Below are 19,912 nucleotides of genomic sequence, written 5' to 3' on the forward strand. Positions count from 1 at the left end.
GGTGGGAGGCAACGTGGACGTCAAAGGGACGCACCTGACACCGCCGGGCCGCGCGCCGGGGAGCAGGCTCAGTCTGCGGATGAAAATCCTCGCGCTCACCGGGGCGACGGGGGGGCTGGTGGCCGTCATCCTCATCACCACGACGTGGATGCAGATGGGCGACGCGCTTCGCAACGACCTGTCCCGCCGCGCCAACTCGGTGAGTGTGGAGCTGGCGAAGACGCTGGCGCCCATGCTGAGCACGAAGCGCGACCCGGAGCGGCTGCAGGAGTTGGTGCAGGGCGCGCTGAGCCTGGGGCCCGAGGTCGCCTATGTCCGCGTCCATGACGCGGACGGCGTCCTCCTGGGCGAGGCCGCCGCGGAGCGCTACGTCGGCGAGGCGCAGGCTCCGGCCTCCGTCGAAGGCGATGCCTCGGTGCTCCGCCGCAGGTCCGTGAAGGGCACGGGCCTGGTGGAGACGACGGCGCCCGTGCTCGCGGCGGGCTCCACCTCGCACCTGGGCACCCTCCAGCTGGCGCTCCACGAGGAGGGGCTGAGCCAGACGCTGCGGGAGGCCACGCGCTTCACGGCCATCATCAGCCTGCTCGTGCTGGTGGCCTGCATGGTGGCGGCATGGCTGGTGTCCGGGATGCTCGTGGTGCCGCTGGAGCGGCTGGCGCGCGCGGCGGCGGGCATCGCGGCGGGGGACCTGCGTCAGCAGGTGGACCTCCAGGGCTCGGACGAGATTGGCGACGTGGCGCGCAGCTTCGCGGTGATGACGGACGCGCTCTCCCACCTGCTGCAGGACCTGCGCAGCGCGGCGGCGGAGATGGAGCGCGAGGCGGCGGGCGTGCTGGCCACCTCCACGCAGCAGTCGGCCATGGCCCACCAGCAGGCCTCCGCCATCAATGAGACGAGCACCACGGTGGCGGAGATTGCCCAGACGTCCAAGCAGGCCACGGCCTACGCGGACTCGGTCATCTCCCAGACGCAGAAGTCCGAAGCCCTCAGCGCGGAGGGGCAGCAGGTCGTCAGCGAGAGCGTCGCCGGCATGGAGAAGCTCGGCGAGCAGGTGAAGGCCATTGCCCTGTCCATCACCGACCTCAGCGAGCGCACGATGCAGATTGGCGACATCATCGGCACGGTGAAGGACGTGGCCGAGCAGTCCAACCTGCTGGCGCTCAATGCCTCCATTGAAGCGGCCAAGGCCGGGGAGCATGGCCGGGGCTTCGCGGTGGTGGCCACGGAGATGCGCACGCTGGCGGAGCAGTCCCGCATCGCCGCGGAGCAGGTGCGCGGCCTGCTCAACGAAGTGCAGAAGGGGACGAGGCAGGCCGTCAGCGCCACGGAGGAAGGCAGCCGCCGGGCGCAGGCGGCCATGGAGCTGGCTCGCGAAGCGGGGACGACCATCCTGGGCCTGTCGGAGGTCATCCGCGAGTCGTCGGGCGCGGCGCGGCAGATTGCCGGCAACACGCGTCAGCAGACCATTGGCGTGGAGCAGATTTCCACGGCGATGAGCGAGCTGACATCCGCCATGGGAGACTCGGTGGAGAGCACCCGGCGCATCGAACAGGTGTCAGGCAATCTGACCAATCTCTCGAAACGGTTCTCGGACCTGGTGGGTAGGTACCAGTTATGAACGCAAAGGTGCTCATCGTCGAAGACACGAAGACCATCACCAACCTTCTTCAGGTGTACCTGATGGGGTGGGGGTTGGAGTTCTTCGACGCTCCGAATGGCGCGATTGGACTGACCAAGGCGCGGGAGCTCAAGCCGGACCTCATCATCTCCGATGTGCAGATGCCGGAGATGGACGGCTTCGCGCTGTGCGCGGCGATCCGCGCGGACCGGCAACTTCACGACACCCCTTTCATGATGCTCACGTCGCTGAAGGACGACGCGAGCCGGCAGAAGGGCAAGCTGGTGGGTGCCAGCGCCTTCCTCAACAAGCCGGTGTCCGTGGACGACCTTCGTTCGAAGGTGCGCGACATCCTGAAGCTCCCCGCGACCCGGTACTGAGCGCATGTCGAAGGACGACGCCAAGATTGATTCCACGGGGCTGCGACGCCAGCTCACCGAGGCGCACTCGCTGCTGGACGGCAAGCAGGGGGTGAGCCCCGAGAAGCGTCGCGAGGTGCTCAGCGCCCGTGCTCGGGCCCTGGCCGAATCCCGCCACGAGGAGCGCCAGGAGGTGCTCTCGGTGCTGGCCTTCCAGGTGGGCGGAGAACGCTATGCGGTGCGAATCGAGCACGTGGACCACGTGATTGAAGCGCGCGGCATCGCCTCGCTGCCCGGTGCTCCCCGGCACGTGCTGGGGGCGCTGGTGAGCCGCTCGCGCGTGGTGCCGGTGTTGGACCTGCGCCAGCTCCTGGGGCTGGAGGGGGCGGCATGTCGGACCTCAGCAAGGTGGTGGTGGTCGAGGCGGATGACAGTGAAGAGGGGTTCGGGCTGGCGGCGGAGTCCGTCGAAGGACGCAAGGAATTGCCGAAGGCGGAGCTGTCCCAGCCTCCGCCCGGGCCCTTCTTGTTCCTCACGCCGGACCGGCTGACGGTGTTGGACCTGGAGCAGCTCGGGGGCCCGTCCGCCACGCGGCCCGAAGGGGAGTAGGCACGCGCCATGGATCCTCAGCTCTTGCGCAGCATCTGGCCGGTGTTCTCCGCGGAGACGCGCGAGCAGATTCAAGCCATCGGGTCGAAGGTGTTGGGGTTGGAGGGCCCGGCGCAGGGGCGTGAGCCGGACCTGCTCCCGTCGCTCAAGCGGCTGGTCCACAGCCTCAAGGGCTCCGCGGCCAGCCTGGGCCTGGACGACATCGAGCAGGTGGTGCACGCCATCGAGGACGGGCTGGCCACCTTCAATCAGGAGGAGCGGCTGCCCCGCGACACGGTGGAGGCCATGCTGCGCGGCCTCTCCGCCATCGAAGGCGCCATGGCCCGTGGCGACGCCGGACAGTCGCCCGTGGTGGAAGGACTGTCCTCGCTGCTGGCCGCCCTGGGCCACGAGTCCGCGGAGGCCGTCCCCCAGACGGCGGCCTCGGGCGCGGCCGCGCAGGGGCTTGAGGTGCTGGACCTCCTCGAAGCGGGGTTGAGCGCGCTGTGCTCGCCGGATGTTCCGGACCGGGCGGCGGTGGTGCGCACAGCGGTGGAGCGGGCCCGCACGTTGAAGACGTCCGCCGAGTCCGCCGGCGCGCAGAAGGTGGCCACGCTGGCGGAAGCCGCGGCGCTGGGCTTCACACGCATGGAGCCGGGCGGTGACTCCGCGGGGCTGGCCGCATCGGACGTGGCTGGCACGCTGGTGGACCTGCGGACGGCGTTGGAGGCCGAGGGGGCGCAGGGGCGGTGGCCCGCGCCGTCCATTCGCTGCGCGCCTCGCCGTCTCCCGCGCCCGTGGAAGGCGCGGCGGCGCAGGGGCCCGCGGGAGCTGCGGCCACGACGGAGTCCCGCGGACCGGCGGACCAGACGGTGCGCGTGTCGGTGAAGACGCTGGAGTCCATCGCGCTCCAGGTGGAGCTGCTCCTGGCCGGACGCGCGCAGCAGACGCGGCGCGGCGCGGCGCACCGCGTGTTGATGGACGGCATGCGCGAGGTGCTGATGCACCTGGAGCGCGCGTCGTCGCAGCTCGCGATGGCGGGCGGCGGTCCCGCGCTGGAGCCGCTCCGCGCGGGCGTGACGCAGATGCGCGGACTGCAGAAGCAGCTCCTGGAGCTGACGAAGGAGTCGCACCGCGACGGTGAGCAGCTCACGCTGGTGGCCCAGGTGGCGCGCGATGATTTGCGCGACCTGCGCATGGTGCCGGCCTCGCAGGTGCTGGAGCCGCTGCGGCGCACCGTGCGCGAGACGTCGGCGCGGCTGGACAAGCAGGTGACGCTGGAGCTGTCGGGCGGCGAGGTCCGGTTGGACCGGCGCATCCTCGACGCGCTGAAGGACCCGCTGCTGCACCTGGTGCGCAACGCCATCGACCACGGCCTGGAGTCCACCGAGGAGCGGCGGGCCGCGGGCAAGCCCGAAGCGGGGCGCCTGACGGTGCGGCTGGAGCCTCGGGGGTCGCGCATCGCGGTGGTGGTGGAGGATGACGGCTCCGGCTTGTCGCCCAGCCGGGTGCGCGCTACGGCGGTGCGGCGGGGGCTGCTGTCGGCCGATGAAGCGGAGAAGCTGTCGGACGCGCAGGCGGCGCGGCTCGTCTTCCAGCCAGGCTTCTCCACGCGGGAGCAGGTGTCCGCGACGTCCGGGCGGGGCGTGGGTCTGGACGTGGTGCAGGCGACGGCGCAGCGGCTCCAGGGCTCGGTGGACGTGGCCTTCACGGCGGGCCGGGGCACGCGCTTCACCGTGGACCTGCCGCTGACGCTGGCCGCGGCGTTGGGGTTGCTCGTGCGTACGGGCACCACGGTGTCCGCCATTCCCTCCGACAGCGTGAATCGCATCCTCCGGCTGAACCCGGACGACGTGGGCACCGTCGCGGGCCGCGTGGTGGCGCGGCTGGATGGGGAGCAGCTCACATTCCTTCCGCTGGCGGAGGCCATTGGCCTGCCCCGGCTGCCGCTGGCGCTGGACTCCGGGAACGTGCAGGCCGCCGCGCTGCTGACGGTGGGCGAGGACAAGGTGCTGTTCGCCATCGACGAGGTGGTGGGGCAGCAGGAGATTGTCGTCCGCTCGCTGGGGCGCCACCTCAAGGGCGTGCGGCACCGGCGGGCGCGGCGGTGCTGGACGACGGCCGCGTGGTGCCAGTGCTCAACGCGGCGGAGCTGGTGCGCGCGGCGCGGCCAGAGACGCGCTCGGTGGCTCGCGAGACGGCGCGGCCTCGCATCCTCGTGTGTGACGACGCGCTCACCACGCGCTTCGCCATGAAGTCGCTGCTGGAGATTGCCGGCTACCCGGTGGTGACCGCGGCGGACGGTGAAGAGGCGTGGGGCATCCTGGAGCGCACGCCCTGCCAGCTGGTGGTCAGCGACTGGCAGATGCCCCGGCTGGACGGCGTGGGCCTGGCGCGGCGAATCAAGTCGCACCCCCAGCTGCACCGCACGCCCATCATCCTGGTGACGTCGCTCGACAGTCCCGAGGACCGCGCCGCCGGTCTGGAGGCGGGCGCGGACGGGTACCTCGTCAAGCGCGAGGTGGAGCGAGGCCGCCTGCTGGAGCTGGTGCGCCAGCTGCTGCCCGTGTCCTGACGGCGCCGCGCCTCACGACTCGCGAGGCGCCACGGGCACGGTGTCATCCACCGGCAGGTGGACCACCCAGCCATTGCCGGTCTCCTCCGGCAACGAGAGGCCGCCCCGCAGCCGCTGCGTCAGGTGCCGCAGCAGCATGACCGTCTTCTCCGGCAGCGCCTTGCCGCCGCGGATGTTGACGCGCAGCTGCCACACGCCCGCGTCCCCCGCGGCTTCCACGCGCACCGCCGTGGGCGCGCCCGACGCCGCCACCGCGCGGGCCAGCGCGCGCACCAGCAGCTCCACGTCATCGCGGGAGCCCGGAATGGCCACGGGCCGGTCCGGGAGCGTCATCGTCGTGTCCACGATGCGCTGACCGCGCGCGGCGGGGATGAAGGCCGTGCGCAGCAGGGGGCGCAGGTCCTCCACGCCCTCGTCCTGCACCTTCGCCAGCCGGCGTTCGATGATGGCGCTCTGGTCGTCCGCCGAGCGGCGCAGCCGCTCCAGGTAGCGCTGGATGGGGGCCGTCAGTCCGCCCGCCGTTCCCTTTAGCATCATGTCCACGTATCCCTTGATGACCATCAATGGTGTCCTGAGGTCGTGTGACGCCCGGGAGCGCCGGTGCTCCTGGTTCACCACCCGCCGTTCCAATCGCCGCTGCGTCTTCAGCAGTTGCACGTGCCGCGCCGCCGCGTCCGACTCCCGGGCATGCGCCGCGAGCAGCACGGTGCCGAACGCCGACATGCGCGCGAGCACCCGCGCATCCCGGCCGGTGGGCCGTTCGGGCCACACCACCAGGGCCGGCCGACGACGCATCCTTCCCCGGGCGCGCGTGGCCGTGACGACCCCTGTCGCCGCGACACAGACGCGTCCGTCATAGAAAGCCGCTCCGGAAGCGCCCGTCATCCGCTGGGCCTCGCGTACCAGGGACTCCAATCCCGCACGAGCACCACAGCGGAAGGCACGCTCGGCAACCTCCGCGAGCGCCTGTTCCACCCCTGCATCGGACGCGTTGCCGATGCGCCACCCCGTCCAAGCACCTGCCAGCACGCGGGAAGGTATGGGCACGCCACGCGCGCGCCGCAACACTGCCCAGGGAGGGCGCCGGACGCCCGCGAATCGGAAATCCTTTTCCCTTCAGGGCGTGTGAGCCCCCCACTTTTTACCGTCAGGGGGGACGGAGGCGCCGCGCAACCCCGCTCAACTCCTAAGAAATAGCTCCTGGCCAGGCACTTGCTAACGGCATCCGTCACGGGTGGCGGAAGGGGCGAATGGGGACTCTCGATTACTACGCGGCGATCGCTCGACTTGCACCAGGCGGACTGGCGCGCAGCGCTGTGCGGCGTGTCCAAGGTGTGGCGCGGCAGGCACTCTATCGTCGGCGCGAGCGCGCGGACGAGGTGCAGCTCCTCGAGTGCTACGGCGCGACGGATGGCGTGGAGCTGGTGGAGCTGGCGCTGGGCCAGCGCAGCTCACGCATCTGGTGTGAAGTCTCTCAGCGCGCGTCGGTGCTGGAGGCGCTCGCTGCGGTGCCCGGCGGCCTGGAGCGCGCGAGGGCCCGTGCCCAGGCCGCGCTTCGCCAGGAGTGGGACGTCTTCGGCACCCCGGTGGTTTTCGGCGAGGGCCGCCCCGTGGACTGGTCCCTGGATCCGGTGAGCGGTCACCGCTATCCGGTGGAGCCCGTGGAGCGCCTGTCGCTCGCCGTGACGGGGAGCGACCCGAAGTACCCGTGGGTGATGGGCCGGCTCGACAGCGTCGTGGCGCTGGGCCAGGGCTACTGGGTGGAGACGGCTGCTGACGTGCGCGCGCGGCTGGCGGATGCCTTCGTGGCGCAGGTGTTGGACTTCCTCCAGGCGAACCCCGTGGGGCAGGGCGTGCACTGGACGTGCGCCATGGAGGTGGCGCTGCGCGCCGCGAACCTGGCGCAGGCGCTGGCCATGTTCTCCGCCGCGCCCGCGGTGGCCCGGCCGGACTTCCTGGTGCCGGTGCTGAGCGCGCTGGCCGAGCACTCCGCCTGGGTGGAGGCCCACCTGGAGGATCGCGGCGCGGTGCCCAACAACCACCTGGTCTCCAACTACGTGGGCCTGTTGGTGGTGGGCCTGCTCTTCCCGGAGCTGCCGGGCGCGCCGCAGCAGGTGTCGCTGGCGGTGGGAGGGCTGCGCGAACAGATGGAGAAGCAGGTGCACCTCGAGGGCACGTCCTTCGAGGGCTCCATTCCCTATCATCGCCTGTCCGTGGAGCTGTTCACGCTGGCGTACCTCGCCGCGCGCGGCGCGGGGGTGCCACTGGGGCCCAAGTACGAGTCCCGGCTGCGTCGCATGTTCCACGCCGTGCGCGCGTGGTGTTCCGAGCAGGGCCTGGCGCCACAGATTGGCGACAACGATTCCGGCCGTGTCTTCCCGCTGCGTGATCGCGAGGACAACGCGCACGGCTATCTGGTGGGCTTGGGCGCGGCGCTCTTCGGCGATGCGGGCCTGGGCGGCGGCGAGTTCGTGGACGAGGCCGCGTGGCTGCTGGGGCGCGCCGGGCAGGCGCGTTTCGCCGCGCTCACGCCCGCGCCGGAGCCCGTGTCGGTGAGCTTTCCGGAGGGTGGCTTTCACATCTTGCGCGGCGCGGGTGTCGTTATCACTGTCAGCGCCGGCAAGCAGGGACAAGGCGGTGTCGGGGGACACAGCCACAACGACAAACTCTCTTTCGAGCTCCACGTCGACGGGCGTCCCGTCATCGTGGATCCGGGCACCGGCACCTATACGCGGGATCCCGCGTTGCGGAACTGGTTCCGCGGAACGGCCGCGCACAACACGGTGCAGGTGGATGGCGCGGAGCAGGCACCCCTGGATTCGGCGCGGTTGTTCGCGCTGCCGGAGGAGGCTCGGGCGCGGGTGGTGGCCTTCCTGCCGGGGAAGTCGGTGGACAGGCTGTTGGTGCGGCATGACGGCTACCGCCGGCTGCCCGCGCCCGTGGGAATCGAGCGCACGTTCCGGCTGGACCGGGGCGAGCGCGCTCTGGCCGGACGTGATCGCTTCGTGGGCACGGGCCGGCATGACGTGGTGGGCAGATTCCATCTGCCAGATGAACAGGCGCGAGTGGTGTCGCCTCAAGTGCAGGTCCTGTCACGCGCGGGTCGTGTGATGGAGGAGCCGGTGTCGTTCGAGCCGCTCGTGGTGGAGCTGGGGCCGGAAGGGGCCCCGCTCGCCTGGGTGGTGCTGGAGAAGGGACTGACGGCGCGGTTGGTGCCGTCGAAGTATTCGCCAGGGTACGGGCGGGTGGTGCCGTCGCTGGCGGTGGAGTTCCGGGGGCAGGTGGCGCCTCCGGCGTGGTTGAGGTGGGTGGTCGTTTTCCGCTGAGTGTCGGGTCGGGGCGTGACCGTCTTAACGGCACGTCGCATCAGGAGAGGTGAGGACGATGAGGGTGATGGTGAGCAGCCCGCTTCTGGATCGCATCAAGAAGCGGGACGCGAGGGTGGGTGTGGTCGGGCTTGGCTATGTCGGTCTTCCGCTGGGGATGGCGTTCGCGGAGGCGGGCTTCCCCGTCATGGGGCTCGACGTCGACAAGCGGAAGATCGACAAAATCGAGAAGGGGGAGAGCTACATCAAGCACATCCCCAGCGCTCCGCTGGCGGAGCTGAGCAAGTCGGGCAAGCTGAAGGCCACCACGGACTTCGCCAAGGCGAAGGACATGGACTGCGTCATCATCTGCGTGCCCACGCCGCTCACCGCGTCGCGTGAGCCGGACATGAGCTACATCATCCAGACGGGGGAGGCGCTCGCGCCGCACGTGCGTCCTGGACAGCTCTTTATCCTGGAGTCCACCACGTACCCGGGGACGACGGAGGAGGTGCTCAAGCCGCTGCTGGAGAAGAACGGCCTCAAGGCCGGCAAGGACTTCTACCTGGCATTCAGCCCCGAGCGCGAGGACCCGGGCAACAAGAGCTTCAACACCAAGACGATTCCGAAGATTGTCGGTGGCTACTCGCCCGAGTGCTCCGAGGTGGCCGCGGCCCTCTACGGCAGCGCGCTGAAGGAAGTGGTGCCGGTGTCCTCCACCCGCGTGGCGGAGCTGACCAAGCTGCTGGAGAACATCTTCCGCTGCGTCAACATCGCCATGGTCAACGAGATGAAGATGCTCTGCGACCGCATGGGCGTGGACGTGTGGGAGGCCATCCAGGCCGCGAGCACCAAGCCCTTCGGCTACATGCCCTTCTACCCGGGCCCGGGTCTCGGTGGGCACTGCATCCCCATCGACCCGTTCTACCTGACGTGGAAGGCGCGCGAGTACGAGTTCCACACCAAGTTCATCGAGCTGGCCGGCGAGGTGAACTGGCAGATGCCGTACTACGTGGTGCAGCGCACGATGGAGGCGCTGAACAAGAACAAGCAGACGCTCAACGGCGCGAAGGTCCTCTGCCTGGGGGCGGCGTACAAGAAGGACATCGACGACATGCGTGAGAGCCCTTCGCTGCGCGTCATGACGCTGCTGGCGGAGAAGGGCGCGGAGCTGTCGTACCACGACCCGTACGTCCCCGAGCTGCACAAGGGCCACGGCTTCAACATGGAGATGAAGTCCGTGCCGCTGAAGCCGGAGACGCTGGGCCAGTACGACGCGGTCCTCATCCTCACGGACCACTCGGACATCGACTACGCCATGTTGGTGGACCGCGCGAAGGTCGTCGTCGACACGCGCAACGCCACCAAGGGCGTCAGCAAGGGTCGTGAGAAAGTGACGAAGGCCTGACAGTCATTCGCCGCCCGCCCGGAAACCGACCCTCCGGGCGGGGGGCCCCTCGTTCACGGATTCCGCCTTCGCGGCATCCGTGAGCGTGGAGCTGCTCGTATCGCGGAAGGGATGGGCTAGTGTCGGGGCCGTGCAATCCCTCCTTCGAACGGTGTTTCCCCTACTGGCACTCTCGGCGCTGCTGACGGCGGCGGCGCCCGTGCCGGATGCGCGCGTGAAGCTGCTCGAGGCGATGTCCGCTGAGCTGGCGCGCAACCACCAACAGCTGAAGATGCAGAACCACGAACCCCCGTATTTCATGAGCTACCAGCTCAAGGACTACGAGCAGCACGCAATCTCCGCGCGCTATGGGGCGCTGTTCATGGACGACGGCTACCGTGAGCGGAAGCTGTACGTCGACGTGCGCGTCGGTGACTACGACTTCGACAGCTCGGTGGCGGAGGGGCTGGAGTTCAGCTTCTCGACCAAGGGCACCAGCTACGTGTCGCGCAAGGAAGGCCCGCTGGACGACTCGCCGTTGGCGCTGCGCACCTCGCTGTGGCTCATCACCGATGAGAAGTACAAGTCCGCGCTGTTCCAGTACCTGAAGAAGAAGGGCGAGGACGTCTACGCGGTGGAGGACCCGAAGCGTCCGCCGTCCTTCACGCGCGAGAAGCCGGTGAAGCACGTGGATCCGCCGGTGGAGGCTCCGTTCGACCGCGAGCGCTGGGTGAAGGTGGCCCGCGACGTGTCGGCGCGCTTCAACGCGCACCCGGAGCTGTTCGACTCGGAGGTGCGCGTCACCAAGGACAAGGTGACGCGGCTGTTCGTGTCCTCGGAAGGCAGCCGCATCATCACCGAGGAGACGCTGTACGGCCTGCATGTCTCCGCCGTCACCCGGGCGCCGGACGGGCAGCTGCTGGACAACTCGCGCAACTTCTATGTGCCCACCGAAGCGGGGCTGCCGGACGTGGCGCGCCTGAACAAGGCGGCGGATGACGTCATCCAGGAGCTGCTGGCCCTGCGCGCGGCGCCCGCCATCGACCCGTACACGGGGCCCGCCATCCTCGCGCCGGAAGCGGCCGGGGTGCTCTTCCACGAAGCGGTGGGGCACCGGCTGGAGGGAGACCGGCAGGAAGGTGACAACGAGGGCAAGACCTTCAAGGGCCAGGTGGGCAAGCAGGTGCTGCCGTCGTTCATCTCCATCCACGACGACCCGACGCGGCGCGTGCTCCAGAACGAGCCGCTCAACGGCTACTACCTCTTCGACGAGGAGGGCGTGCGCGGCCAGCGGGTGACGCTGGTGGAGAAGGGCGTGCTGCGCAACTACCTCCAGGGACGCCGGCCGGTGGAGGGCTTCCTCCAGTCGAACGGCCACGGCCGCAGCCAGGGCAACCTGAAGCCGGTGGCGCGCATGGCGAACCTGATGGTGGAGAGCACGAACGGCGTGAGCGACGCGGAGCTGAAGAAGCGTCTGATTGCCGAGGCGAAGCGTCAGGGCAAGCCGTTTGGTCTCATCATCCGCGACATCACCGGGGGCAACACCAACACGTCCGGCTACGGCTACCAGGCCTTCAAGGGCGTGCCGCGCATGGTGTACCGGGTGGATGTGAAGACGGGGAAGGAGACGCTGGTGCGCGGCGTGGAAATCGTGGGCACGCCGCTGTCGGCGGTGAACCGCATCCTCGCCTCGGGGCAGAAGTCCGGCGTCTTCAACGGCTTCTGCGGCGCGGAGAGTGGCAACGTCCCGGTGTCCACCGTGGCGCCGGCCATGCTGCTGCAGGAGCTGGAGCTCCAGCGCACCATGGAGGGGAAGGACCGCCCGCCGATTCTCACCAGCCCGGCGGCGCTGGAGTCCCCGGCGGCGAAGCCGTAGCCGCGCGCCTCCGTGCCCCAGTCGCGCCTTACTGAGGGGCAGGTGAGGGCGCGACAGGCATGGGGCTCGCAGGCCGGGGGCGCGCAGGTTGGAGCTGCCTGGCGCCCTTGAAGCCGCGCAGGCGCACGTACCGGCGGAAGTCCTGGAGGAAGCTCTCCTGGGTGACGCCCACGGCACGCTGGAAGGCGCTGTCGAAGTCCGGGCCCTGGCTCATGCCGCGCAGCACCTTCCGGATGGTGTCCTCGCCATAGCGGCGCGCCAGGAAGGTGAAAGCGTGGTGGGCGGCGCCATACACGACGCCGCTCTCGGATTGGTAGAGCGCTTCGGCTTGCGACAAGGGGTCGGCGTTGGGGTGCTGGCGCCAGTAGTGCTCCAGGTCGTCCAGGCTGGAGACGCGGTAGCCCTGTTCGGCGGTGTAGGAGGCCATGCCTTCGCGGAACCAGAGGGGAATCCGCTTGCGTGTCCAGCCGAGCCGGTCCGAGGCCACCTGGTACATCAGGCTGTGGGTGAGCTCATGCAGCAGCAGTTCGTCCACCTGGCCCTGGCTGGCGCCTCGGGCCGTCCAGGTTCGAGGGCTCTGCAGCTCGATTTGCTCGTAGCGCGCCCAGGCGCGGAGGAAGTCATGCCCCGGGCGATTGGCGGCGCGCTCCAGCGCTGCGTGGTTGGGGTGAACGACGATGGTGACGGTGTCGTCGAAGGTGCCCCAGCGCTGGAGCCGGGGAATGGCGCGTTCGACGGCGAGCTTCACCTGCACGGCCGCTTCGGCGTCGCGCGGTTGGTATTCGACGTCGATGCCGGCGCCGGCGCCCTTGCCGACGAGCACGCGGGCGCTCTGGGAGGCGTAGCAGCCGGTGAGCAGGCTCAGGCCGAGCAGCACCGCTGCCCAGCCGGGACTGCCGCGACGGCCCTTCGTTGCTGGTGACTCCTCACTCACTCCGCACCCAACCAGCGAACCACCGCGCGTCCGACATCGGCCACGGTGGAGAAGGACTCCACCTCGGGCGCGGGCGGGCCGAAGTAGAGCACGGGCACGGGGTGAAGCGTGTGTCCCCGAGTGGAGAGGTCTTCCACGTTGCCGTGGTCGCTGCAGACCAGCACCCGGGCGTCGGCGGGGCGCGTGGCCACCAACGCGCGGGTGAAGGCGTCGAACGCGTCCAGCGCGGCCAGGGCGGCCGTCCAGTCCTGGGCGTGGCCGGCCTCGTCCGCCGGTAGTGCTCGAAGAAGGTGAAGTCCGCGGCTGACGCAATGTCCCAGAACACGGCGGCGGCTTCCTCGGGCGTGCGCTCCGGCGCGGGCAGTCCGTAGGCACGGGCGCTGGCGCCGGTGATGTCGTGGGTGAGCCCGTCCCCGGCGCGGGCGTCATCGAGCGTCCGCAGGGGATGCCCCCGCGGCGAAGGCCAGCTTGGAGGCGGAGGGCTTCGCCTTGCGGCGCGACTCCGGGGACAGGACGAACTCCGGCGGGGAGGTGCTGGGCCGGCGGGGGACCTCCAGCGCGTCCAGGTAGGGGGCGGGATAGGCGTTGGCGAAGGTGGCGGTGCGGCCCGCCGCGCCCAGCCGCCGGATGATGGAGCGGTCCGCCATCAACCCCGCAGCGGCGCATTGGGGTAGCCGAGGACGTGGCGGCCCAGCAGCGCGGGGGCCGGGTCTCCCGTCAGGATGGCCGTCTGATTGGACGCGGACTGGGGCCGGCCGGGGACGCCGAAGGTGGTGTCCGTGGGGATGCAGCGGCCTCCGTAGGGGAGGGGCGGGCTGGGGGCGTCCTCGAAGTGGGATAGCAGGTGTTCCCGGTGGGCGAGCGGATTCACGGCCGGGTCCTTCCGGCCAATCCCCACACCATCGATGAACAGGAGCGCGACGCGCACGGCTGGGGACTGTATCCTCGAATCCGACACGCATGGCCCTCCACGGCGACCTCTTCAGTTATCCGCTTCCCGAGTTCCTTCAATGGCTGGACAGCTCCCGCAAGACGGGGACGCTCCAGCTCTCCTGGGAGGCCGGCGAGCGCAAGCTCTTCCTTCTCTCCGGCCAGGTGGGTGCCACCGCGGCCGAAGGACTTCGCGGACGCGTGGCGCGGCTGCTCACGCTGTCCAAGCTGGCGTCGGGGACGAAGGTGCTGGCGGGCTTCGATGAGCTGGCGCGCACGCCGGACGTGGACGCCGCGTTCGACATCCACGGCATCCAGGCGCGGTGGATTCGGGACCTGGGCCGCGAGGAGCTGTTCGCCGCGATGACGGACCTGACCATCGCCGGCCGCGGCACCTTCCACTGGACGGAGGACGCGGACCGCTCCGGTGAGGACTGGGTGCCGTCCGACATGGGCATCCGCGAGCTGCTCTTCGAGTCGCTCCGGTGGGTGGACGAGCAGCCCGACGTGGACAAGGCGCTGCCCATCGACGCGCTCAGCGTGCGCGCGCTGGCGCCGCCGAGCCCGAGCCAGCCCCTGATGCACCGGATCATCCTGGGGCTGTGCACGTCGCCGCAGAACCTGGGACGGCTGCGCCTGTCCATGGGCGTGTCCCGCTCCTCGGTGACCCGGCGCGTGCACGAACTGCTGCGGTCGAAGCTGGTGGAGGTGGACGGGGCGCCGCAGGTGGAGGCGGATCCGGTGGCGGAGATGTTGGAGAAGGGCGCGGTGCTGATGCGCGAGGGCCAGTACGACGCCGCGGGCATCGTCTGCGCGTCCTTGCTGGCCAGCGACCCGGCGGACCGGCGCGTGCGCGAATTCGCCCGGCTGGTGCAGCGCGAGCACGTGGCGGCGCTCTACTCGGACATGCCGCCCCTGATGGTGCCCCTCATGATTCACGACCCGCAGGGGCAGGCGCTGCTCAAGCCCGAGGAGCGGCAGATTGCCGGGCTGGTGAATGGCACCTGGGACGTGTCCACGCTGGTGCTGGCCAGTCCAGCGCGAGAGCTGGAGACGCTGAAGACGCTGGCGAAGCTGCAGCGCATGGGGCTGCTGCAGCTCGTCTTCCCGCGCTGAGCGGGGCGGAGGCTACTCCCCGTTGGGCAGGCCCACCGCGTTGAGGCGGATGAAGACCTGCATCATCACGTACAGGGAGAAGGCGGCGTCATCCACGCGCAGGTGCTGCTGAGTGGCCAGCCCCTGGAGCCGGAGCAGGTCGGCGCCGTCCACGCGGAGCAGGAAGGCCTGCTGCCCCAGGGAGCCCTCGCCCGCGAAGGCCAGCGCGCGCCGGATGGCGTCGGTGCAGGCGGTGACGCAGGTGGCGTAGTCCCCCGTCATGAACGCGGCCTCGGCGGCGCGGGCATGGTCGAACATGTCGCCCGGCGCCAGGGCGCTGGCGGCGCCCAGCAGCTTCGGTCCGGGCTGGGGCGCGGGGATGGGCGTCGGCTCCACGCGCGGAGGCGGCATGACGGCCACCGGGGCCACGCGAGGCACCGGGCCGCCACCCTGCACCGGCTGGGACGCGGCGGCGCCGGGCTGCTGCCGGTGCTGCAGGTGCTGGGTGAGCTGGGCCTCCAGGCCCGCGGGCTGTGCGCTCGCGGTGGGGCGGGGCGGCGGGACGATGCGCTTGGCGCGCAGGTCCTTGATGACCAGCCGGGTGATGGCCTTGAGCGTGTCGAGCACCCCGCGGCCATTGGCGGCGGACGTCTCCAGCTCCGGGACGCCTCGGGGGTTGAGCTCCTTGCGGAGCACCTCCACCGGCAGCACGCCGTCCAGGTCCCGCTTGTTCCACTGCATCACCAGGGGGAAGCGGTCCAGGCGGATGCCGTGCTCGAAGAGGTTCTCCTCCAGGTTGGCCAGGGACTCGCGGTTGGCGTCCATGGCCTCCGGCTGCGAGTCCGCCACGAAGACCACGCCGTCGGCGCCCTGGAGCACCAGCTTGCGGGTGGCGTTGTAGAAGACCTGGCCCGGCACGGTGTAGAGCGCCAGTCGCACGGAGCAGTCGCCCACGCGCTCCACCTTCACGGGAAGGAAGTCGAAGAAGAGCGTCCGGTCCCCCTCCGTGGCGATGGACATCATCTCGCCGCGGTGTGCGGGGCGGACAGTCTCGTAGATCTTCCTCAGCGAGGTCGTCTTCCCGGAGAGGCCCGGTCCGTAGAAAACGATTTTCGCGGCCACTTCACGGGCCATCAGATTGACGCTGCTCACGGTGTCAGCTTACCTAGAACGACTGGACACCTCGCGCCAGTTGACGGCGAGACATTCACCCCAGGTCCGCGAGGTCCAGCGCTGGGGGTGAAGCCGCGGGATCGAGGCAGGCTCGCCAGGATGCGCGCCCGCAAGGCATCCGCGACGGCTCACACCGCTTCCCTGAAGAGGAATACGGCACGAACCGCACGAATGGCGGCCAATACGTCATGCCACCGGCGAACCACCGCGCTGCTCGAAACCAAGCAGGGATGCGGCGTCCGCGCGGAATGAAACCGCTCGTGGGGGGCAGTCGCGGTGGTGAGACGCGCGTCATGCCCTCCCTCGAGCGAGAGGACCTCAAGCGGCCTTCGTCACCTTGCCCGCCTTGATGCAGCGGGTGCACGCGAGAACGCGCTGGGTGCTGCCCTGAACGCTGGCCCGGATCTTCTGGAGATTCGGCAGGGTCCGCTTCTTGGTCTTGTTGTTCGCGTGGCTGACGTTGTTACCCACCAGCGGACGCTTGCCACACAAGTCACACTTCCACGCCATGACCTCTAACTCCTTGAAAACTGGGGCGTTGGACGCCTGCCGATTAAAAGAGCGGCGGAACCTGCCAGATAACGGCCTGGAAATCCAGCCTTAGATCCAGGATCAGCCCTTGAGCGGATCCTTCTTCTTCAACATATCCTGCACCAGCCGTGCGGCCCGGATGCCCGCGAGCAGCTCGCCTTCCAACCCCAACCCGGGGAGGACTTCGCGGTTGGCGAGCAAGATGTTCTTGGCCGGCGTGCGCTGAGTCAAACCCGTGACGCCCAGGACGGCTTCCGACTCGAAGCTGAACAAGGGGTGTGGCATCAGCCGGCTGCCACGGACTCCGCCGGCGTCCAGGTAGGGGGCCGAGCGCAGCACGCGGTGCTGGGCGGTGAAGGGCATCAGCGCGTCCAGGTGCTCGTCGATGCGCGTCGCCAGGCCCTGGAGGTGTTCCTCGCCCAGGTCCCGCGCCGAGGCCGGGACGAAGGCGCCCGCGCACACCACGCGCAGCCCTTCCGTCGCCTTGGCCTCCTTGCCGCCGTGCACCGGGGCCGCGCGCGCGGGGTGGACCTGGATCAGCACGGGGCCCAGCTCCGCGTCGCCCGTGTCCAGCAGGGCCAGTTCGCCCATGCCGCGGGGCAGCGCCGACTCCGGCACCACCCAGTTCACGGTGAAAAGCAGCGCCTTGGTGTTGGACTGGTCCAGGTGCTCCAGCAGGCCGCGGTGGTGCTTCTTGTCCGTCACCAACCGCCGCAGCGCGCCCGCGTCCGTGGCCGCCACCAGGCAGGACGCGCGGTACATGGTGTCCGAGCGCATCAGCTTCATGCCCGCGAACTTGCTGCCGTCGAAGGCCAGCTCCTCCACGATGAAGCCCGTCGGGTTGTCGCGCCCGAGCACGTCTCCGCCCAGCTCCGCCACGCGGCGGGCGAGCAGCTCGCGCAGGCCCTCATGGCCCCCGGGGAAGTAGGAAGGCGCCGACAGCACCTGGGACATGGCCCGAGTCAGTGCCAGGGGCGCCTCTGGACGGTCCAGGTGGGTGACGAAGGGCAGCAGCCCCCGCACCAGGGACACCGAAGCGCTGTCTCCCGTGAGCCGGGGCGGCGTCTCCAGGCCGGGATGGGCCCGGATGAGCTTCTTCAGACCCCAGCCCTCGAAGAAGCCGTCCGGTGGCAGGGCGGGGCCCGCCTTGAAGAAGGCATCACTGGCTTCGTGCTGCGCGGCGGCGCCGGCCAGGGCGCCCAGCAGGGATTCGCCTTCCTCGCCCAGCTCGCGTGTCACCTCGGCCTTGCGGCGGGCGGCATCGCCATGGAGGTCCAGTCGGCTGCGCGGCATGAGGAGCTGCAGCTCCGGCGTATGGGGCCGCAGCGTGCGCTGGACGTTGGCGTTGAGGCCCAGCTCCGTGAGGGCCTCCTCCACCGCGGGCATGGCCTTGAGCGGCGGAGCGACGAAGGGGGCATAGGGGAGCACGTAGCCACCGTGCTCGTAACCGGGCCCCATGCCGTCGTGCTCCACCAGCAGGACGCGGTGGTTGCGCTTCGCCAGGAGGGCCGCCGCGAGCGCACCGCCCAGCTGACTGCCGAGCACGATGACGTCGTAGACATGCCGGGACGGCCCGGCGGGAAGCTTGAGCTTGGCAGAGGACGTCGCCATGAGGCGGGCAACACTACACAACGTGCTCGCCGCTGGCGCCCTTTTCACCACGGCGCGCCTGCGGAGGGCGGATCAGCGGGCCTGGGCGCTGAAGAGGCGCTGCTCCAACGCAGGGGGCAGCTGGGTGAAGTCCTGGACCACCCAGTGCGCGCCGGCCTTGCGGAGGTCGGCTTCCGGCGCGGCGGTGGTCAATCCCACCACCGTCATGCCGGCTTCGCGGGCGGACATGATGCCCAGGACGGCGTCCTCGAAGGCGAGGCACTCGGTGGGGGCCACGCCCAGCGCCTTGGCGGCGGCCAGGAAGATGTCCGGGGCGGGCTTGCCGCGCGTCACCTGTTCGGCACCGACGATGCTCGCGAAGAGGGGACGGAGGCCGAGCCCGTCCAGCACCAGCTCGCGGTTGCCCTGGGGCGCCGCGGTGGCGATGGCCGCCGGGACGTGGGCCTCCTTCAAGCGCTGGATGAAGGCCGCCGCGCCCCGGTGCAGCTTCAGGTGCGGGCGGTACAGGGTTCGGTAGTGGTTCTCCTTCTCCTCGGCGATGCGCTCCACTTCATCCGGGGCCACCGGGCGGCCGAGCAGCTCGGGGATGATCTCCTCGTTCTTCCTGCCGGCGAAGCGGCTCTGGAAGTCGTTCGCGGTCAGCGGCAAGCCCAGCTTCTGGGCGAACGAGACCCAGGCCTCGTTGTGGAACTGCATGTTGTCGACGAGGGTGCCGTCCATGTCGAAGACGACGGCACGCAGGGGCGCCAGTGCGGAGGTCATGCGTTCCCCATAGCGCGTCTGTCCCCGCGGTGGGCCAATGAATCCACCCAAGGGGCTGCTCGCCTGATATCCCCGGCGCCATGATGGACGACCTTCTGCTCGAGACGCGTGGCGCGGTAGGCGTGGTGACCCTGAACCGGCCCAAGGCCCTGAACGCGCTGACCCTGGGCATGTGCCGCAAGCTGCACCCGGCGCTCGACGCCTGGGCGGCGGATCCGTCCATCCAGGCCGTGGTCATCCGGGGGGCTGGCGGCCGAGCCTTCTGCGCGGGCGGAGACGTACGCGCGGTGGCGCTGTCGGTAGGGGACGCGTCTGTCGACGAGAAGGAGCGGCTGTCGCGAGAGTTCTTCCGTGCCGAGTATGGGCTGAACCACCGCATCCACTATTTCGGCAAGCCGTTCATCGCGCTGGTGGACGGGGTCTGCATGGGCGGCGGTCTGGGCCTGTCGATTCACGGCACCCACCGGGTCGTCACCGAGAAGCTGGTGCTGGCCATGCCGGAGACGGCCATCGGGCTCTTCCCGGATGTGGGCGGCGGCTGGTTCCTGCCGCGCTTCCCAGGTGAGTCGGGCACGTACCTGGGCCTCACGGGGGCCCGGTGCGGCGCGGCGGACGCGATGTGGCTGGGCTACGCCACGCACCACGTGGAGTCCGCGCGGCTGGAGGCGGTACTGGACGCGTTGGTGGGGGCGCCCTGGGGCACCGGCGCGGCGAGCACGGTGGTGGACTCGGTGCTGGGCGGCTTTCACGCGGACGCGGGCACGTCGCCACTGGGTGTGCAGCGCGCGGCCATCGACCGGTGCTTCGCGGCCGAACGCGTGGACGACATCCAGCAGGCGCTGGAGGTGGAGGGCACGCCGTGGGCCCAGGAGACGTGGGCCACGTTGCTTCACAGGTGCCCGGCCAGCTTGAAGGTGACGCTGCGCCAGCTCCGGATGGGGCGCACCCGCGACTACGACGAGATGGCCAACGTGGAGTACCGGCTCAGCCAGTCGATGACGGCACGGCCGGACTTCCGTGAGGGCATCCGCGCGGTGCTCGTGGACAAGGACAACAAGCCGCACTGGCGGCCCTCCACGCTGGCGGAAGTCACCGAAGACATGGTGGAGGCGCTCTTCGCGCCGCTGCCTCACGACACGTGGAAGGTTCCGGCGCGCGGGTAGGGGCT

General features: G+C 70.1%; 16 protein-coding genes and 2 pseudogenes. 11 read left to right on the top strand and 7 right to left on the bottom strand.

Annotated elements, in window-relative coordinates; all coding sequences use genetic code 11:
- Nucleotide 1 precedes the first annotated feature (1 nt).
- From QEG98_RS14025 to QEG98_RS14050, 6 genes and pseudogenes are all read left to right on the top strand, one after another.
- Nucleotides 2-1,618, top strand: coding sequence for a methyl-accepting chemotaxis protein (locus QEG98_RS14025; protein ID WP_316567062.1), 1,617 nt, complete (start codon nt 2-4; stop codon nt 1,616-1,618).
- A complete protein-coding gene (locus tag QEG98_RS14030; RefSeq protein ID WP_011552752.1) occupies nt 1,615-1,998 on the top strand; it encodes a PleD family two-component system response regulator in 384 nt (127 codons plus the stop codon). The genes QEG98_RS14025 and QEG98_RS14030 overlap by 4 nt, the downstream gene beginning before the upstream one ends.
- A gap of 4 nt (nt 1,999-2,002) precedes the next feature.
- A pseudogene (locus QEG98_RS14035) lies at nt 2,003-2,586 on the top strand (chemotaxis protein CheW).
- Nucleotides 2,587-2,595: 9 nt separating this feature from the next.
- The gene (locus tag QEG98_RS14040) at nt 2,596-3,453 is read left to right on the top strand and encodes an Hpt domain-containing protein (protein WP_316567063.1); all 858 of its coding nucleotides are present in this window, start codon (nt 2,596-2,598) and stop codon (nt 3,451-3,453) included.
- A 308-nt stretch (nt 3,454-3,761) separates the two neighbouring features.
- The gene (locus QEG98_RS14045; RefSeq protein ID WP_316567886.1) at nt 3,762-4,820 is read left to right on the top strand and encodes a chemotaxis protein CheA; all 1,059 of its coding nucleotides are present in this window, start codon (nt 3,762-3,764) and stop codon (nt 4,818-4,820) included.
- Nucleotides 4,817-5,140 carry a response regulator gene (locus QEG98_RS14050; RefSeq protein WP_316567064.1) on the top strand — a complete coding sequence of 108 codons (324 nt, stop codon included), beginning with the start codon at nt 4,817-4,819 and terminating at the stop codon, nt 5,138-5,140. Before QEG98_RS14045 ends, QEG98_RS14050 begins: the two co-directional genes overlap by 4 nt.
- Before the next feature lie 12 nt (nt 5,141-5,152).
- On the opposite strand, the gene QEG98_RS14055 is transcribed toward QEG98_RS14050, so the two are convergent.
- Complete coding sequence (locus tag QEG98_RS14055; RefSeq protein ID WP_316567065.1) at nt 5,153-6,169, bottom strand: sensor histidine kinase; 1,017 nt, start codon at nt 6,167-6,169, stop codon at nt 5,153-5,155.
- 305 nt (nt 6,170-6,474) lie between these two features.
- Between QEG98_RS14055 and QEG98_RS14060 the strand changes: the two genes are divergently transcribed.
- The 3 genes from QEG98_RS14060 (at nt 6,475) to QEG98_RS14070 (ending at nt 11,708) form a co-directional block, all read left to right on the top strand.
- The gene (locus QEG98_RS14060) at nt 6,475-8,466 is read left to right on the top strand and encodes an alginate lyase family protein (RefSeq protein ID WP_316567887.1); all 1,992 of its coding nucleotides are present in this window, start codon (nt 6,475-6,477) and stop codon (nt 8,464-8,466) included.
- A 67-nt stretch (nt 8,467-8,533) separates the two neighbouring features.
- Nucleotides 8,534-9,853, top strand: a complete 1,320-nt coding sequence (locus QEG98_RS14065; protein ID WP_316567888.1) for a nucleotide sugar dehydrogenase — start codon at nt 8,534-8,536, stop codon at nt 9,851-9,853.
- A 79-nt stretch (nt 9,854-9,932) separates the two neighbouring features.
- On the top strand, nt 9,933-11,708 hold the full coding sequence (locus QEG98_RS14070) for a TldD/PmbA family protein (RefSeq protein WP_316567066.1): 1,776 nt from the start codon (nt 9,933-9,935) through the stop codon (nt 11,706-11,708).
- A 28-nt stretch (nt 11,709-11,736) separates the two neighbouring features.
- Here QEG98_RS14070 and QEG98_RS14075 read toward each other — a convergent pair whose 3' ends face one another.
- Both QEG98_RS14075 and QEG98_RS14080 read right to left on the bottom strand, forming a co-directional pair.
- Complete coding sequence (locus QEG98_RS14075) at nt 11,737-12,642, bottom strand: DUF6055 domain-containing protein (protein WP_316567067.1); 906 nt, start codon at nt 12,640-12,642, stop codon at nt 11,737-11,739.
- Nucleotides 12,639-13,570 (bottom strand): annotated as a pseudogene (locus QEG98_RS14080) (metalloenzyme). Before QEG98_RS14080 ends, QEG98_RS14075 begins: the two are co-directional and overlap by 4 nt.
- A 32-nt stretch (nt 13,571-13,602) precedes the next feature.
- On the opposite strand from QEG98_RS14080, the gene QEG98_RS14085 reads away from it, so the two are divergent.
- The gene (locus QEG98_RS14085) at nt 13,603-14,688 is read left to right on the top strand and encodes a DUF4388 domain-containing protein (protein ID WP_011552761.1); all 1,086 of its coding nucleotides are present in this window, start codon (nt 13,603-13,605) and stop codon (nt 14,686-14,688) included.
- Nucleotides 14,689-14,700: 12 nt separating this feature from the next.
- Here QEG98_RS14085 and QEG98_RS14090 read toward each other — a convergent pair whose 3' ends face one another.
- The 4 genes from QEG98_RS14090 to QEG98_RS14105 all read right to left on the bottom strand — a co-directional run bounded on the left by QEG98_RS14090 (nt 14,701) and on the right by QEG98_RS14105 (nt 18,744).
- Entirely contained in the window at nt 14,701-15,819 is a 1,119-nt protein-coding gene (locus QEG98_RS14090) for a GTP-binding protein (RefSeq protein ID WP_090489035.1), read from the bottom strand.
- Between the two features lie 339 nt (nt 15,820-16,158).
- On the bottom strand, nt 16,159-16,350 hold the full coding sequence (gene rpmB, locus QEG98_RS14095; RefSeq protein WP_011552763.1) for a 50S ribosomal protein L28: 192 nt from the start codon (nt 16,348-16,350) through the stop codon (nt 16,159-16,161).
- A gap of 102 nt (nt 16,351-16,452) precedes the next feature.
- A complete protein-coding gene (locus tag QEG98_RS14100) occupies nt 16,453-17,982 on the bottom strand; it encodes an NAD(P)-binding protein (protein ID WP_316567068.1) in 1,530 nt (509 codons plus the stop codon).
- 72 nt (nt 17,983-18,054) lie between these two features.
- Entirely contained in the window at nt 18,055-18,744 is a 690-nt protein-coding gene (locus QEG98_RS14105; RefSeq protein ID WP_141589053.1) for an HAD family hydrolase, read from the bottom strand.
- 80 nt (nt 18,745-18,824) lie between these two features.
- Between QEG98_RS14105 and QEG98_RS14110 the strand changes: the two genes are divergently transcribed.
- A complete protein-coding gene (locus QEG98_RS14110; RefSeq protein WP_316567069.1) occupies nt 18,825-19,907 on the top strand; it encodes an enoyl-CoA hydratase/isomerase family protein in 1,083 nt (360 codons plus the stop codon).
- Nucleotides 19,908-19,912: the final 5 nt, after the last annotated feature.

The sequence above is a fragment of the Myxococcus sp. MxC21-1 genome (assembly GCF_032612255.1).
Classification (GTDB): Bacteria; Myxococcota; Myxococcia; order Myxococcales; family Myxococcaceae; genus Myxococcus; species Myxococcus virescens.